Here is a 13,312-nt window from a genome sequence, read left to right as displayed (position 1 = left end):
GGTGGCCCTGCGGCGTTTTGCTCCAGAAAAGCCTACTGCTGACCCTTGGCATCGATCATGGCGACCAGCGTCTGAAGGCGATCCGCCTCGTAGGACGGTTTGTCGGGACGCAGGCGCGCGATTCGCGGAAAGCGCATTGCCACGCCCGACTTGTGGCGGGTCGAGCGGTTGATGCCTTCGAAGGCGACTTCCACGACGAAGCCGAAGTCCTTGTCCGCTCTGACGGCCCGCACAGGGCCAAACCGCTCCGTCGTGTTGTTGCGAACGAACTTGTCCAGCACTTCGAGTTCGGCATCCGTGAAGCCAAAATAGGCCTTGCCGACGGGAACCAGCTGTTCTCCTTCCGGGGTCTCGGTCCACACACCAAAGGTGAAGTCCGAATAATAGCTCGAGCGCTTGCCGTGGCCGCGCTGCGCATACATCAGCACGGCGTCGACATTGTAGGGATTGCGCTTCCACTTGAACCAAGGCCCCTTCAGTCGCCCGGCCTGATAGATGCTGTCGCGGCGCTTGATCATCACCCCTTCGATGACAGGGTCCGGCGGCATCGACCGCAGCTCGTCCAGTTCGTCCCATGAAGAGAATTCCACCAGAGGGGAGAGGTCGAAGCGGTCGTGCGGCGCGCTATCGATGACCTCCGCAAGACGCGCACGGCGATCGACGTAGGAGCGGCCACGCACGTCCTCCTCCCGATCGAAAAGCAAATCGTAGGCACGAATGAAGGCTGGATACTCGTCGAGCATCTTCGTCGTCACCGTCTTGCGGTTCAGGCGTTGCTGCAGATCGGAAAAGGTGCGCGTCGGGCTGTTCGAGCGTCTCGTTCCCCCGACCAGCAGCTCGCCGTCGACGACGCCGTCGAAGCTGATCGACTCAAGGATATCGGGGAACGCGCCTGAGATATCGTCGCCGGAGCGCGAGTAGATCTTGCGCGTGTCGCCGGAGCGCGACAGCTGCACGCGGATGCCGTCCCATTTCCATTCCGCGGCATATTCGGCTGGATCAAGTTGATCCAGATCCCCCTCCTCGACCGGATTGGCGAGCATGACGGAGTGGAAGATTGCAGGCGTTGCCAGGATCGGCTTGTCGCCCTGCCCTTCCAGCCAACGAAACAAGGATTCATAGGGCGGCTGCAGGCCATGCCACAGCGTCTCGATTTCCGTCACGTCTCGGCTGCCGAGATCGGCGAGCGCCTGCTTCGCCAGACGCGAGGAAACGCCGATGCGCAGCGCCCCGGTCGCGAGCTTGATGAAGGCGAAGCGACCTGAGGTATCCAGCCTGTCGAGCAGATCGCGCACGAAGCTGCGTACCTCGGTGCGGCCGAGTGCATTCATCTGCGTGAGGACCTCGCCGAGACGCGGCTGGGCAAGCGGCGACCGCTCGATGTCCTTCTCGTTGTCCCACACCAGGGAAATCGTTTCTGCGAGATCGCCGACATAGTCGTAAGAATAGCGAAAGAGCACGTCATCCATGCGTTCCAGCACCAACTCGCGCAGCATGGCTGGCTTGACGTTGCGCACTTCGAGCGTGCCGGCAATGGCGGCAAGACCGTAGCCGCGATCCGGGTCCGGGGTGTTTCGGAAGTAATCGGTGAGCAGCTTCAGCTTGCCGTTGCGGCTGGGGGTGAGCACGAGGCGGTCGAGCAGGTCGGCGAATGCTTTCATCAATCGGCCTCATCTTCGTAGCCGACCAGGTGGAGCGGTCGGGCCCTGATTCCCTGCAGCTGGCACCAGCGCACCAGGGCTTCCTCACGGCCATGCGTGACCCACACCTCCCCCGGATGCAGATCGGTGATTGTCTCTGTGAGCTCGGGCCAATCACAATGGTCGGAGATGACGAGCGGCAGTTCGACGCCTTGCTGTTTGGCGCGCTGACGCACCATCATCCAGCCCGAGGCGAAAGCCGGCAAGGGTTCATGGAAGCGGCGCGCCCAGCGATCTGCAAAGGCAGAGGACGGACCGACGACGACGGCTCCCTTGAAGGCGGATCTGTCACGACTTTCGATGGTCGCGGGGCGAAGCTCACCGAGATCAATGCCCTGCCCTACATAGTAGTCGCAGAGCTTTTCCATCGCGCCATGAATATAGATCGGCTGGTCATAACCGGTATCGCGCAGCAGACGGATGACCCGCTGTGCCTTGCCAAGCGCATAGGCCCCGATCAGATGCGTGCGCTCCGGAAACTGGCGCAGCGACGCATAGAGCTTGCCCATCTCATCGACCGGATCCGGATGATGAAAGACGGGCAGCCCAAAGGTGGCCTCGGTGATGAAGACATCGCAGGGAACCGGCACGTAGGCAGCGCACGTCGGGTCCGCCCGTCGTTTGTAGTCGCCTGAGACAACGATGCGGGTACCGTTCTTTTCGATGGCGATCTGCGCGGAGCCGAGCACATGGCCGGCAGGATGGAAGCTGACCCTGACGCCATTGATCAGGATCTCCTCTGCGAACGCCGCTGCCTGCTCGCTTGCGCAGAAGCCGTCACCATAGCGGATCTGCATGATGTCCAGCGTCTGTCGCGTGGCGAGCACGTTTGTGTGGCCGGGTCGCGCGTGGTCCGAATGGCCGTGGGTTATCAGCGCTCGCTCTACCGGTCGCACGGGATCCACATAGAATCCCCCCTCCGGACAATAGAGCCCCTCGGGGGCGGGATAGAGCAAGGCGTCTGGTTTCATGCGTGCAAAGATAGCGGGAAAGAACGGAAGGGCCAGTGGGATGCAGGTTCGGACAAGCGTCGTGCTCCTGAAACTGTCGCCTGTATCGAAATGAAACAGGTGCGCTGGCACGTTTCCTGCAGAGCTTACCGAATGAAAAACAGTTCGTTGGTCTCCTCGCGCCGTCACCTGCTCCGTCTTGCGGGAGCATCCGCGCTTACGCTGATTGCCTTCCGCAGCTTCGCGACCACGCGGGAGGGCGATCTGCGCGGACCGATCGATGCCGTCCGGTACAAGACGACGTCGAGCGCGGCCGATCGAAAAAGCGTCAGCCTGCAGAAAATGATCGATCAGGCCGCCGCAGAAAATGTCCCGGTTTTCCTGCCGCCAGGCACCTACAAGGTTTCCAATCTCGTGCTACCGGAGAATACCCGCATAACAGGCGTGCCCGGCGCATCACGCATCGTCTACACCGGCGACGGCCACCTCTTCAGCGCAGAGAACATCAAGCGCGTCGAACTGTCGGACATCGTCATCGACGGGCAGAACCGCTGGCTTGGCGACTATGCCAGCGCGCTGCTGCAATTTACCGGCGTCGACGAGGTGCTGATCGACAATTGCGAGATCGGCGGCAGCCGCAAACACGCCGTCCAGCTCGAGCGATGCGGCGGACGGATCGAGCGCAGCCGCATATCGGGTGCCGCCCAATCCGGCATCTATGCCGTCGAAGCCAACGGCCTCTCGATCACCGGCAACGAGGTCTTCGACTGCGGCAATGGCGGCATTCTCGTGCATCGCTGGAAGAAGGCGGTCGACAACAGCGTCGTCAACGGCAACCGCATCCACAGGATCAAGGCCAATGCCGGCGGCACCGGCCAGAACGGCAATGGCATCAACATCTTTCGCGCCGACAATGTCATGGTGGCGAACAACCACATCTCCGATTGCGCCTTCACCGCCATCCGCGCCAACTCGGCCTCCAACATCCAGATCACCGGCAACCAGTGCCAGCGCTCGGGCGAGACGGCGATCTACGTCGAATTCGAGTTCCAGGGCGCCCTCGTCTCCGACAACATGGTGGATGGCGCGGCGAACGGCATCTCGATCGCCAATTTCGACCAGGGCGGCAGGCTGGCAAGCGTCACCGGCAACGTGGTGCGCAACCTGACCTTGAAAGGCCCCTATGAACACGAGGTCGGCTTTGGCATCGGCATCGCCGCCGAGGCCGATACGCTGGTCTCCGGCAACGTCATCGAAGGTGCGCCGCGGTGGGGCATGCAACTCGGTTGGGGACCCTATCTGCGTAATCTCGTCGTGACCGGCAATATCATCCGCAAGGCGCCTGTCGGCTGCGCCGTCTCGGTCGCCAAGGGCGCGGGACCGGCCGTCATCACCGACAACGTGTTTCAGGAAACACCAGACGGTGCAGTCCTCGGTTTCGAATGGGACAAGAAGGTGTCCGGCGAGCTGGCGACGGCGGGTTCCTCGCCCTATGGGCAACTGACGGTCGAGCGCAACCGCATCTCCTGAGATGCATCAAAAGCTTTCATCGATTCATAAGGCTTGGCAGCTTCCGCCGTGACGCTTCGGCTCCTACCCTGAGGCCAGCCGAACAAGGGGGACATCGACATGCTGACGATCTATGGGGTCTATCGCTCGCGCGCCTCGCGCGTTTACTGGATGGTGGAAGAGCTCGGGCTGGAATTCGAGTCCGTGCGCGTCATTCAAGCGCGGCGCCTTGCCAACCCGCTCGCCGCCGATGCGTTGATCAACACGCTGTCGCCGGACTTTCTGGCGATCAATCCGATGGCGCTCATCCCGAGCATCAAGGACGGCGACCTCGTGATGCACGAGTCGCTTGCCATCACGCTCTATCTCGCGCGCAAGCATGGCGGACCGCTTTCCGGTAAAACAGTCGAGGAAGACGGTTTGATGACCATGTGGACGATCTGGGCGGCAACCGAGGTGGAACCGCATTCGGTGAGGATCGTCTACGTCTACGACGATGAGAAGCAGAACAGCGACGACGGCAAGGCGACGATCAACGTTGCTGTGCGCTCGCTGAAAAAGCCATTCGCGACGCTGGAGAAGCACCTGGCGACCAACGATTACATTGTTGGCAACCGCTTCACCGCCGCCGATCTCAATATCGCCGAGGTGCTTCGCTACGCGCAGACGCAACAGGCGCTGTTTGACGCCCATCCCAATATCAGCGCCTGGATCAAGCGCTGCCAGTCTCGTCCGGCCTATATTGCCATGCAGGCGACGCGTTCCGAGGAGCCGGTCTGATCAGGCAAAGAGCTTCAGGGTGCCGGCCATTTCCTCACGGATCCAGGCCTTGAAATCCCTGACGCTCTTGGGCTCGCGCGAACCTTCGGCCGTTATGAAATAGTGGCCGAAGCCGGTTTTGGCGCGGATGGCAAACGGTGCGACCAGCTGTCCCTGCTGCAGGGCAAAGTCCGCCAGAGTCTGCCAGGCGAGCATGACGCCCTGCCCTGCGATTGCCGCATCGAGGCAGAGCGAGGCGTCGTTGAAGACGTGGCGCGTCTCAAGCGTGGCACCCGAAAGGCCAGCCTCGCGCATCCAAACCTCCCAGGTGAACATGGCGCGGCCGTCGATCACCGCCGGAAGCGAGAGGATATCGGCGGGCTCGCGCAACCGCGCCGCCATCGCTGGCGAGCAGACGGGAAAGACCTCCTGCGCAAGCAACAATTCCGCCTTCACATCCGGCCACTGCCCGCTTCCGACGCGAATGCCGATATCGACATCGCACAGCGCCGGATTGACGAGGCGGGTGGTGGCATCCATCCGCAGGCTGATTTCGGGATGCCTTTCCGCAAAGCGATCGAGCCGATAGACGAGCCAGCGTGCAGCAAACACCGGCGCCACCGAGATTGTCAGGATACCGTCGTCGCGTCGCTGTGTCGTCGCCACCGCCTGTGACAAGGCATTGAAGCCCTCCGTCAGACCGGCCAGCAATCGCGCGCCTGCCTCCGTCGCGACCATACCTTTCGGCCTGCGTTCGAAAATCACGTGGTCGAGCTGCGCTTCGGCCTTGATGACCTGCTGGCTAACCGCACCGATCGAGACACCCAGCTCTTCTGCAGCGGCCTGCAGAGAGCCAAGCCGCCCCACCGCTTCGAGCGCCCGCAATCCGTTCAGGTGGACCGAGTTCAGGTTCCGCATATAGTTTTTCTATACTGCGAGATTGGTAATCTCAATTGAAACGTGCCCGGCCGGCCGCAATAATGTGCCTGTGTTGAGCAGATGCTCCGTTCGCCACCCTGAAAGGAAGCGAGGCACGCCATGCAAATCCTGAAGTTTTTCTTTAGCGTCGAGACAATAGAGCCGCCCTACGGCGCTGATATCAACCGGGATCCGCTGTACCATCCTGATCTGGCGCGGATGTCACCGACCGCGTTGGCGGACCTGCCGCTCGGCCCGCAGCCAAGCACGCCAAAGCCCGAACCGCAACCGCTCGCAAGGTGCGTGAAATCTGCTAGTCTGCGTGAGCTTTTCATTCGAGCGAGCCCATGACCGACAGCGTCGACACGATATATGCGCGCCTCAAGCGTCTTTCTGCGGAAGCGAATTTGCCAGGCGTGGAGGAAAGCACGTCCTACGGCAACCCGGCGCTGAAGGTGGGCGGCAAATCCTTTGTGGCGGTCAAGAACAACGAGACCGTCGTGCTTTCCGTCTCGATCGACGATAAGGAACGTCTGATCGAGATGGCGCCCGACATCTACTATCAGACCGACCACTCTGTCGGCTGGCCATCGCTGCCCTTGCGCGCCGGCGAAATCAGCGACGCGGAACTGAAAGAGCGGCTGATCGGCGCCTGGCGGTTCCGCGCACCGAAAAAGCTTGCCGCACGTTTCCAGGGGTGAGCGCATGCGCTGCAGGCGCCACCCATACCAACGTCGCACTCGCGCTTCGGCTATGGTCGTTATGCCTGCTCGCGCTCCAATGCTCGCTGGACGGCCGGGCGCTCCATCATCTGGGCATAGTGCGCCGTCGACTTCCTGAAACGGATCGGATCGACGCCATCGGACCGCAGCCATCCGGTCATGACGAAGAGGTAGGGGTCGGCGACCGAGTAGTACTCGCCCATGACCCACGGGCCCTCCAGCATCCGCTCGTCGATAAGCTCGAAGCACTCGCTCATGGTCTGCGGCACCTTCGCCTTCATCGCCTCGTGAGCCGTCGGATCATCCGCCCATCGGCTGCCCCGGCGGCCATGCGCGTGGTTCACATGCACGGTCGCGCAGATGTAATTGTTGAAGGCCTGCATGCGGGCGAACTCGAAAGGATCGAGCGGCGCCAGCTGCGCGGCCGGCGCGAGCTGCGCGATGTAGGCCAGGATTGCCGGCGTTTCGGTTAGGATGCCGCGTTCCGTCCCAAGCGCGGGGACCCGGCCCTTCGGGTTGATTTCGAGATACTCTGGCGAACGCTGCTCCGCTTCGGCGAAGTTCAGTTTCTTGGTTTTGAACGGCAGACCGGACTCCTCCAGCGCAATGAGGCTTGCAAGCGCGCAAGTGTGCGGCGCAAAATACAATGTCAGCATAATCGACTCCCTTCGATGCTGACGTTATAGCGCGGCTATCTGCAAACGCACAGATCGAGGCCGGCAAGCCGGCCTCCAAAAATCAAGCTGCTTCAGGCACAGCCCGGAACATCTTCGACCCGGTGCCAGACCGGGATGCCGCGTTCGCGCGCGATACGAACGTCGTTGTCGGCGCCTTTCGATTCTCCCTCGAGCCGAAGCACGCCGTCGCAAAGCTGCAGCAGGCGACCGGCAACGGGGTGGAATATCTCTTCGTAGAGATCATCACCAACAGCCTTTCCGCCGGCGGCGTTCCACACCGGCAGAGCCACCCATTCCCCGATCATCGGCACGTGACCGGCCTTGAACAGCCTATGCGAGGGCTGCTCCAGCCGCTGCAAATTGGCTGCCATTTTTGCGGGATCGTCCCGCGTCCCGGACCTGTAAGGCCCAGCAATCAAAATCAACATGCTCAAACTCCATTTCTCCCGGAACTTCGCGTTCTCGGTGGCGACACACAGCCCGACGATCGCCGCGGAGCTAGAACATCACCCGACGGCGAGTGTGATCCTGATCGGCGGCAAGCTCTACAAGCACTCAATGGTCTCAGTCGGATCTGTTGCCATGGCCGCGATTTCGCAGCTTCGGCCCGACATCTTCTTTCTCGGCGTGACGGCTGCCCATCCCGTACACGGCCTGTCGACGGGCGATTTCGAGGAAGCGGCCATCAAGCGGCACATCGCGTCCTGCGCAGCCGAGACCTACGTGCCGCTGACGCAGGAGAAGTTCGACCACGTCTCTCCTTGTCATATTCTGCCAGTGTCAGGCGTGTCGGGGCTGATCGTCACCGCGGACATCGCCGCGGCGGCCATTGAGCCCTATCGCAAGATCACTGCCGAGATCCTCGAAGCATGAACGGCTGGATGAAGCGCGCCTTTAGTTCCCCGAGGTTCTGCAGCAGGCTCACGGCGAGGCCGGCGACAAAGATTGCGACGACAATATAGGCGAAGGTGTCGCGGGCCATCCCGAGTGTCAGGACATCATGCAGCGTGGGCTGCAACGCGGCGATCGACGTCGAAAGCTGCATCTCACCGAGGAGACGACCGGGCATGGTGGCAACGGCAGGCGTCTCCGACAGCGCCAGCAGGGTGCCATAGACGGCAGAGAGGAAAATGGTCGCTCGCAGCGTACGCCACACACCAAGCGGCCGCGCGCCACTGTCTTCAAATGACCAGCCGATATAGGCGCAGAAGACCACGAGGAACAGGAACGCCACAGGCAACCCCTCAAGTACGGTCTCCGGCTTCAACTGGCCGGTCCAACCATTGGCGAGCAGCAGCGGAAACGACGCCGATGCAACGAACCAGATTGCGACGACGACACCCCAGACCCAGCCCATCGACAGATAGTGGATGCGGGCAAGGGTAACGACGAGAATGATGCCGCCCGCGAGGTAGACGCCCGACGGTTTCATGGACCCGGTCATGGTCAGGATGATCGGTCCGCAGGAGCCGGCGATCCGGGCGCAACCCGAGGAAACGACCGTCAGCCAGGTCACATAATCGAAACACATGGTGAAGAAGAGAAAGATCGCGATCGCGATCAACATCCACCAAAGATAGCGGCCCGCAAACATATCCTGCCCTCATGGCGTTCGCTGTACTGGGCAAAGGGTAACTCAACCCTCGAAAACCGCATCCGTTCTCGTGGGCTGTAGTTTCGCATACATTAGCAATTTCTGTTCTGGCGATGCGACTGTCCCGTTCCGGAACGGCTTATGCGGTCGGCGCAGCCGTCGCGCGAATGTCGCCAACATGAATACCGTTCCAATTGTGCATCTCGATAGTCGCCATGGCGGCCAAGCTTGCGCGAATCGGGTCGTCCTTGCCGAAGAAGCGGCTGAGCGCGGCGGCAACCATCGCCTCGGAGGCACGCGAATGGCCGTCGTCGCATTTGACGGCGATCGCAATTCCCTGCTCGGGAATGGCTGCGCAGAAGACACCCTCAGCGCCCGTTTTGGCGAAGATGCGGCCCGGTGCTGCCTCCATCAGCGCGGTGCAGGCGCGGCCGGTTCCGGCAACATAGAAGGGTTCGGCCATGCAGGCGTCGAAAAGCCGTCGGGACGCCTTGGCGCGAAGCGGTTCCAGGCCATTGCCGGTCGCCATCTTGGCAAAGCCGTGCGCCAGACCGCGCAAGGGAACCGCGTAGGTCGGAATGGAGCAGCCGTCGGTGCCACAATTGTCGTGGCCGAGCACGGCGCCGGTCAGGCTTTCCATGACGCCGCGGATTTCGGCCTGCAGCGGATGGTCGTAGCCAACATATCCGTTAGGGTCGATGCCCCGATGGCAGCAAGCGCAGATAAAGCCGGCATGCTTGCCCGAGCAGTTGTTATGCAGTGCCGTCGGCTTGTCCATCGTGCGCGCCTGGTGGATCAGCACCTTTTGGCTCGAGGACCAATGCGCCCCGCATTCGAGCGTTTCGACACCGCGTCCGGCCCGTGCCAGCATGGCGGCGGCGAGCGCCACATGCGCGTCCTCGCCATTGTGCGAGGAGCAGGCGAGCGCCAATTCCTTGTCGCCGAAGCCATAGGCATCCGCCGCGCCACTTTCCATCAGCGGCAACGCTTGCATCGCCTTGCAGGCCGAACGCGGGAACGTCGGCGCATCGATATCGCCGATCGAGAACACGACCTTTCCATCGCCATCGACGGCAACGAGGGCGCCACGATGCTGGCTTTCAACGAGCGAGCCTCGAGTAACTTCGACGATGACGGGATTGGTCATGGCATGGTCCTGATCGTTTGCGCAGATGCGTCACGCATAGCGAGTCACGCCGATAATGCAATTGCCTTTCGGCACGCGCAGATGCAGGTCAAAGCGGCGTGATGCGGTAGGCGCAACGACGGGCCCCAAGCAGTATGTGCTCCTCGCGCTCCACGTTAGCGCCGAGGACGGTTCGAAAGGTGTCCAGCTCCGACCGGCAGAAGCCGGCGCAAACACTTGCAGCGGCGCAGATCGGGCAATGATTTTCGACAAGCAGCAGCGAGCCGTCAGCCTCCTGCCAGCTGTCGGCCATGTATCCTTCGCGCGTGCGCACGGCGGCGAGCTGCAACACACGGGATTGGACATCCTCAGCGTCGACTTCCTCGCGGTAGCGCTTGAGGGTTTCTGCTTCCCGGGCGCAAATGACGGCATCCAGGGCGGGCTTCCCCAGTTGCGTGACCAGTGTCGTCAGGAGCGTGGCGGTGAGTTCGGCGTGACCATCTGGAAAGGTTTGGTTGCCGGCAGGCGTCAGGCTCCAGAACTGCCTCGGTCGACCCCGGCCGGCTGCGGCTTCGCTCACCGCTTCGACAAGCCCCTCCTGCGCCATCTTCGTCAATTGCTGACGGACAGCCTCCGAGGAAATCCCGAGCCTTGCCGCAAGTGCGGCGGCAAGCTGGGGTCCTTCGGTCTTGATCAGCAGCAGAATGCGGTTCGCCGGGGATTGTCTCATCTAATTTTCCAAGTTCACACTTGCTTTAATATCATGGCCGTGTATTTTTTCCAAGTAATAACTTGCAAAAATAATGCACATCCCTGGAAGCACACAAGGCATGAATTATGACCGGCATTGATGAGATTTCCGCAGACAGGCCCTCCGTCTTTCATCTGTTTTCCGCGCCGCTGCTGCCCGCGACCCTCATGCTCGGGGGCGGCGTCACGCTCTACGCCGTTGAGACCTACATCACGGCGACAATCGCACCATCGATCGTGCGCGACATTGGCGGGCTCGAACTGCTGTCATGGATGACGACGCTATTCGTCGCCGCGGCGGTCCTGGGGTCGATCTTCGTCGCCATGCGTCCGCGCGGTATCGGGCTTCGCAGCGTCTACGTCGCAGGCGCGCTCATGTTCGGGGCCGGCAGCCTGATCTGTGCGCTGGCCCCGGCGATGCCACTGGTGCTAGCCGGGCGCACGGTACAGGGGTTCGGCGCCGGCATTCTTGCCGGACTTGCCTACGCCTTCATTCGCTTCGCCTACCCCGAGCCGCTGTGGCAGAAGGCTTCAACGCTCTATGCGGCCATCTGGGGCGTGTCGACCTTGCTCGGCCCTAGCCTCGGAGGCCTCTTCTTCCGAAGGCAGCGCATGGCGGCATGCCTTCATGCTGCTGGTTCCGCTCTGTGTGCTGATGGCGGCACTCGCGCCCTTGTTGCTGCCGCGCGCCGAAGACGATCGCGCCCATGGCAAGATACCGATCCTTCAGATTGCTTTGCTGCTTGCGGCCGTTCTGCTCGTCAGCATTGCCGGAACGATCGACGAAGCAAGCTCAAAAGCGTTGCTGATTGCCGCATCGATCGTTGCGACCCTATCGATGCTGACCGTCGAGCGGCGCGGCAAGAACCGTCTTCTGCCGACGGGCGCCGTCATGCTCGCAAAGCCCGTGGCACGCGTCTACCTGACGATGTTCGTGCTGCTGCTGGTGCTGACAAGCGACATCTACATTCCCTATTTCCTGCAGGTGCTGCACGGCGTGACACCGCTGATGTCAGGCTATCTGACCGCCCTTGTCGCACTCGGCTGGACCTTTGCCGCGTTCTTCAGCGCAACGCTCTCCGGACGCGGTGCCAACACGGCAATCGTCGCCGGTTGCGTGATCGAGATGGTTGCGGTTGCGTCCCTGACGACCTTCCTCGCAACGGACAATCCGTCCGGCAATCTGGCGGTGCTGGGACCGGCCGTCATCGGCATGTTCCTGATGGGCTTCGGCGTCGGCCTTGGCTGGGCGCATCTGGTGACCAAGGTTCTTAGCCTCGTCGGCAACGCCGAACAGGACAAGGCCTCGGCGGCGATCTCGACGGTGCAGTCGCTCGGCAGCGCCTTCGGCGCCGCCGTTGCTGGCGTGATTGTCAACAGCACTGGGCTGGTGGATCCCGGTGGCGTTGCGGGCGGCGTCTCGGCCGCACACTGGCTCTACGTGCTGATGGCACTTCCTGGCCTGATTGCCGTCACAATATCCTTGACCCTCTCGTCGCCCGCCGAACGGCAGGCCCGGTGAGCGACGTGCGAGCGGTCACAGACGCAGCATGATCTTGCCGATGTGACCGCTCGTTTCCATCCGCCGATGCGCCTCGGCAACGTTTTCGAAGGGGACGACGGTATCGATGACCGGCGCAAGCTTGCCTTCATCCAGAAGCGGCCAGACCTGCGACAGGAGATCGTCGCGGATCGCCCGCTTTTCCTCGGCAGTGCGCGGGCGTAGCGTCGAGCCGGTGATCGTCAGCCGTTTGACCATGATCGGCGCCAGATTGACCTTCTCGGCGACCGCCCCGCCAAGGAAGGCGATGATCGACAGGCAACCGTCCTTTGCAAGCGATGCCACGTTCCGCTCGAAGTAGGCAGCCCCGATCATATCCAGGATGATATCGACACCGTGGCCGGTCTCGGCCTTGATGACCTCTGCAAAATCCTCTGTCTTGTAGTTGATCGCCCGCTTTGCGCCGAGCTTTACGCAGGCGTCGCATTTCTCCTGCGAACCGGCCGTCGCGTAGACCTTTGCGCCGAAGGACCGCGCAAGCTGGATAGCGGTCGTTCCAATGCCGCTCGAGCCGCCATGCACGAGAACCGTCTCGCCTTCGGTCAGCCCGGCCATCTGGAACATGTTTGCCCAGACCGTGAAATAATTCTCCGGAAGCGCCGCGGCCTTGACCGCGTCGTAGCCCTTGGGGAAGCGCAGAGCCTGGCCCGCGGGCAGCAGGCAATATTCGGCATAGGCACCGCCGTTGGTCAGGCCGCACACCTTGTCGCCGACAGCAAAGTCACGAACGCCCGCGCCGACGGCGACGATCTCTCCTGCCATCTCAAGGCCGAGAACGGGGCTTGCATCCTTCGGCGGCGGATAAATGCCCTGGCGCTGTGCGACGTCGGGCCGGTTGACGCCGATCGCCTCGGTGCGAACAAGGAGCTGGCCCTCCCCCGGTACCGGCAAGGGTTCGGTGGCAATCCGCATCACATCAGGCGCGCCGAAGCTCGGCAGGTCGATGAAGCGCATCTGCGTGGGCAAAGACATGATCCGGTCTCCTCGTTCCGAAAGCATGTCAGATAGTTCAGCTCTACGGACTTGAGAAGGAGGCAAGCGCAGGT

The 13,312-nt window shown here is 62.0% G+C and carries 13 protein-coding genes and 2 pseudogenes; 6 read left to right on the top strand and 9 right to left on the bottom strand.

Translation table 11 applies throughout. From position 1 onward, the window contains the following. Positions 1-32: 32 nt before the first annotated feature. Entirely contained in the window at positions 33-1,661 is a 1,629-nt protein-coding gene (locus WGT02_RS06580) for a cisplatin damage response ATP-dependent DNA ligase (RefSeq protein ID WP_024317983.1), read from the bottom strand. Continuing rightward, positions 1,661-2,671 (bottom strand): ligase-associated DNA damage response exonuclease, encoded by a 1,011-nt coding sequence (locus WGT02_RS06575; RefSeq protein ID WP_208248612.1) that lies wholly within the window; start codon positions 2,669-2,671, stop codon positions 1,661-1,663. The genes WGT02_RS06580 and WGT02_RS06575 overlap by 1 nt, the downstream gene beginning before the upstream one ends. Positions 2,672-2,803: 132 nt before the next feature. On the opposite strand from WGT02_RS06575, the gene WGT02_RS06570 reads away from it, so the two are divergent. Both WGT02_RS06570 and WGT02_RS06565 read left to right on the top strand, forming a co-directional pair. Beyond that, complete coding sequence (locus WGT02_RS06570) at positions 2,804-4,180, top strand: TIGR03808 family TAT-translocated repetitive protein (protein ID WP_029710376.1); 1,377 nt, start codon at positions 2,804-2,806, stop codon at positions 4,178-4,180. Positions 4,181-4,279: 99 nt separating this feature from the next. Then, positions 4,280-4,939 (top strand): glutathione S-transferase family protein, encoded by a 660-nt coding sequence (locus WGT02_RS06565; RefSeq protein ID WP_024317986.1) that lies wholly within the window; start codon positions 4,280-4,282, stop codon positions 4,937-4,939. Here WGT02_RS06565 and WGT02_RS06560 read toward each other — a convergent pair whose 3' ends face one another. Beyond that, entirely contained in the window at positions 4,940-5,836 is an 897-nt protein-coding gene (locus tag WGT02_RS06560; RefSeq protein WP_024317987.1) for a LysR substrate-binding domain-containing protein, read from the bottom strand. It abuts the gene before it with no gap. A gap of 120 nt (positions 5,837-5,956) precedes the next feature. Here WGT02_RS06560 and WGT02_RS06555 point away from each other — a divergent pair, with 120 nt between their 5' ends. Both WGT02_RS06555 and WGT02_RS06550 read left to right on the top strand, forming a co-directional pair. Beyond that, positions 5,957-6,187 carry a hypothetical protein gene (locus tag WGT02_RS06555; protein WP_024317988.1) on the top strand — a complete coding sequence of 77 codons (231 nt, stop codon included), beginning with the start codon at positions 5,957-5,959 and terminating at the stop codon, positions 6,185-6,187. Then, complete coding sequence (locus WGT02_RS06550) at positions 6,184-6,537, top strand: MmcQ/YjbR family DNA-binding protein (RefSeq protein WP_208248615.1); 354 nt, start codon at positions 6,184-6,186, stop codon at positions 6,535-6,537. The genes WGT02_RS06555 and WGT02_RS06550 overlap by 4 nt, the downstream gene beginning before the upstream one ends. A gap of 59 nt (positions 6,538-6,596) precedes the next feature. Here the strand turns inward: WGT02_RS06550 and WGT02_RS06545 are convergent, their stop codons facing one another. Beyond that, positions 6,597-7,214 carry a glutathione S-transferase family protein gene (locus WGT02_RS06545; RefSeq protein ID WP_024317990.1) on the bottom strand — a complete coding sequence of 206 codons (618 nt, stop codon included), beginning with the start codon at positions 7,212-7,214 and terminating at the stop codon, positions 6,597-6,599. A 92-nt stretch (positions 7,215-7,306) separates the two neighbouring features. Further along, on the bottom strand, positions 7,307-7,663 hold the full coding sequence (locus WGT02_RS06540) for a hypothetical protein (protein WP_024317991.1): 357 nt from the start codon (positions 7,661-7,663) through the stop codon (positions 7,307-7,309). 19 nt (positions 7,664-7,682) lie between these two features. Here WGT02_RS06540 and WGT02_RS06535 point away from each other — a divergent pair. Further along, positions 7,683-8,108, top strand: a pseudogene (locus WGT02_RS06535) (DeoR/GlpR family DNA-binding transcription regulator); the annotation flags it as partial. Here WGT02_RS06535 and WGT02_RS06530 read toward each other — a convergent pair. From WGT02_RS06530 to WGT02_RS06520, 3 genes are all read right to left on the bottom strand, one after another. Then, positions 8,083-8,829: a hypothetical protein gene (locus tag WGT02_RS06530; protein WP_024317993.1), complete on the bottom strand. Its 747-nt coding sequence runs from the start codon at positions 8,827-8,829 to the stop codon at positions 8,083-8,085. The pseudogene WGT02_RS06535 and the gene WGT02_RS06530 overlap by 26 nt on opposite strands. A 139-nt stretch (positions 8,830-8,968) precedes the next feature. Next, the gene (locus WGT02_RS06525; RefSeq protein WP_024317994.1) at positions 8,969-9,976 is read right to left on the bottom strand and encodes an asparaginase; all 1,008 of its coding nucleotides are present in this window, start codon (positions 9,974-9,976) and stop codon (positions 8,969-8,971) included. An 88-nt stretch (positions 9,977-10,064) separates the two neighbouring features. After that, a complete protein-coding gene (locus WGT02_RS06520; protein WP_024317995.1) occupies positions 10,065-10,685 on the bottom strand; it encodes a metalloregulator ArsR/SmtB family transcription factor in 621 nt (206 codons plus the stop codon). Positions 10,686-10,873: 188 nt separating this feature from the next. On the opposite strand from WGT02_RS06520, the pseudogene WGT02_RS06515 reads away from it, so the two are divergent. Beyond that, positions 10,874-12,227: pseudogene (locus WGT02_RS06515) on the top strand (MFS transporter). A 15-nt stretch (positions 12,228-12,242) separates the two neighbouring features. Here the strand turns inward: WGT02_RS06515 and WGT02_RS06510 are convergent. Beyond that, complete coding sequence (locus tag WGT02_RS06510; protein WP_024317997.1) at positions 12,243-13,238, bottom strand: NAD(P)H-quinone oxidoreductase; 996 nt, start codon at positions 13,236-13,238, stop codon at positions 12,243-12,245. Between the last annotated feature and the right edge of the window lie 74 nt (positions 13,239-13,312).

Origin of the sequence: Rhizobium sp. T1470 (genome assembly GCF_042140505.1) — a bacterium.
In the GTDB taxonomy this organism is placed as follows: Bacteria; Pseudomonadota; Alphaproteobacteria; order Rhizobiales; family Rhizobiaceae; genus Rhizobium; species Rhizobium favelukesii.
Note: the sequence above shows the minus strand (reverse complement) of the source record. Positions and strands in the feature narration are given on the sequence as shown.

Excerpts from the sequence above, each read along its gene's own strand:
- WGT02_RS06580 (WP_024317983.1), bottom strand. The coding sequence starts at position 1,661 with ATGAAAGCATTCGCCGACCTGCTCGACCGCCTCGTGCTCACCCCCAGC.
- WGT02_RS06575 (WP_208248612.1), bottom strand. The coding sequence starts at position 2,671 with ATGAAACCAGACGCCTTGCTCTATCCCGCCCCCGAGGGGCTCTATTGT.
- WGT02_RS06570 (WP_029710376.1), top strand. The coding sequence starts at position 2,804 with ATGAAAAACAGTTCGTTGGTCTCCTCGCGCCGTCACCTGCTCCGTCTT.
- WGT02_RS06565 (WP_024317986.1), top strand. The coding sequence starts at position 4,280 with ATGCTGACGATCTATGGGGTCTATCGCTCGCGCGCCTCGCGCGTTTAC.
- WGT02_RS06560 (WP_024317987.1), bottom strand. The coding sequence starts at position 5,836 with ATGCGGAACCTGAACTCGGTCCACCTGAACGGATTGCGGGCGCTCGAA.
- WGT02_RS06555 (WP_024317988.1), top strand. The coding sequence starts at position 5,957 with ATGCAAATCCTGAAGTTTTTCTTTAGCGTCGAGACAATAGAGCCGCCC.
- WGT02_RS06550 (WP_208248615.1), top strand. The coding sequence starts at position 6,184 with ATGACCGACAGCGTCGACACGATATATGCGCGCCTCAAGCGTCTTTCT.
- WGT02_RS06545 (WP_024317990.1), bottom strand. The coding sequence starts at position 7,214 with ATGCTGACATTGTATTTTGCGCCGCACACTTGCGCGCTTGCAAGCCTC.
- WGT02_RS06540 (WP_024317991.1), bottom strand. The coding sequence starts at position 7,663 with ATGTTGATTTTGATTGCTGGGCCTTACAGGTCCGGGACGCGGGACGAT.
- WGT02_RS06530 (WP_024317993.1), bottom strand. The coding sequence starts at position 8,829 with ATGTTTGCGGGCCGCTATCTTTGGTGGATGTTGATCGCGATCGCGATC.
- WGT02_RS06525 (WP_024317994.1), bottom strand. The coding sequence starts at position 9,976 with ATGACCAATCCCGTCATCGTCGAAGTTACTCGAGGCTCGCTCGTTGAA.
- WGT02_RS06520 (WP_024317995.1), bottom strand. The coding sequence starts at position 10,685 with ATGAGACAATCCCCGGCGAACCGCATTCTGCTGCTGATCAAGACCGAA.
- WGT02_RS06510 (WP_024317997.1), bottom strand. The coding sequence starts at position 13,238 with ATGTCTTTGCCCACGCAGATGCGCTTCATCGACCTGCCGAGCTTCGGC.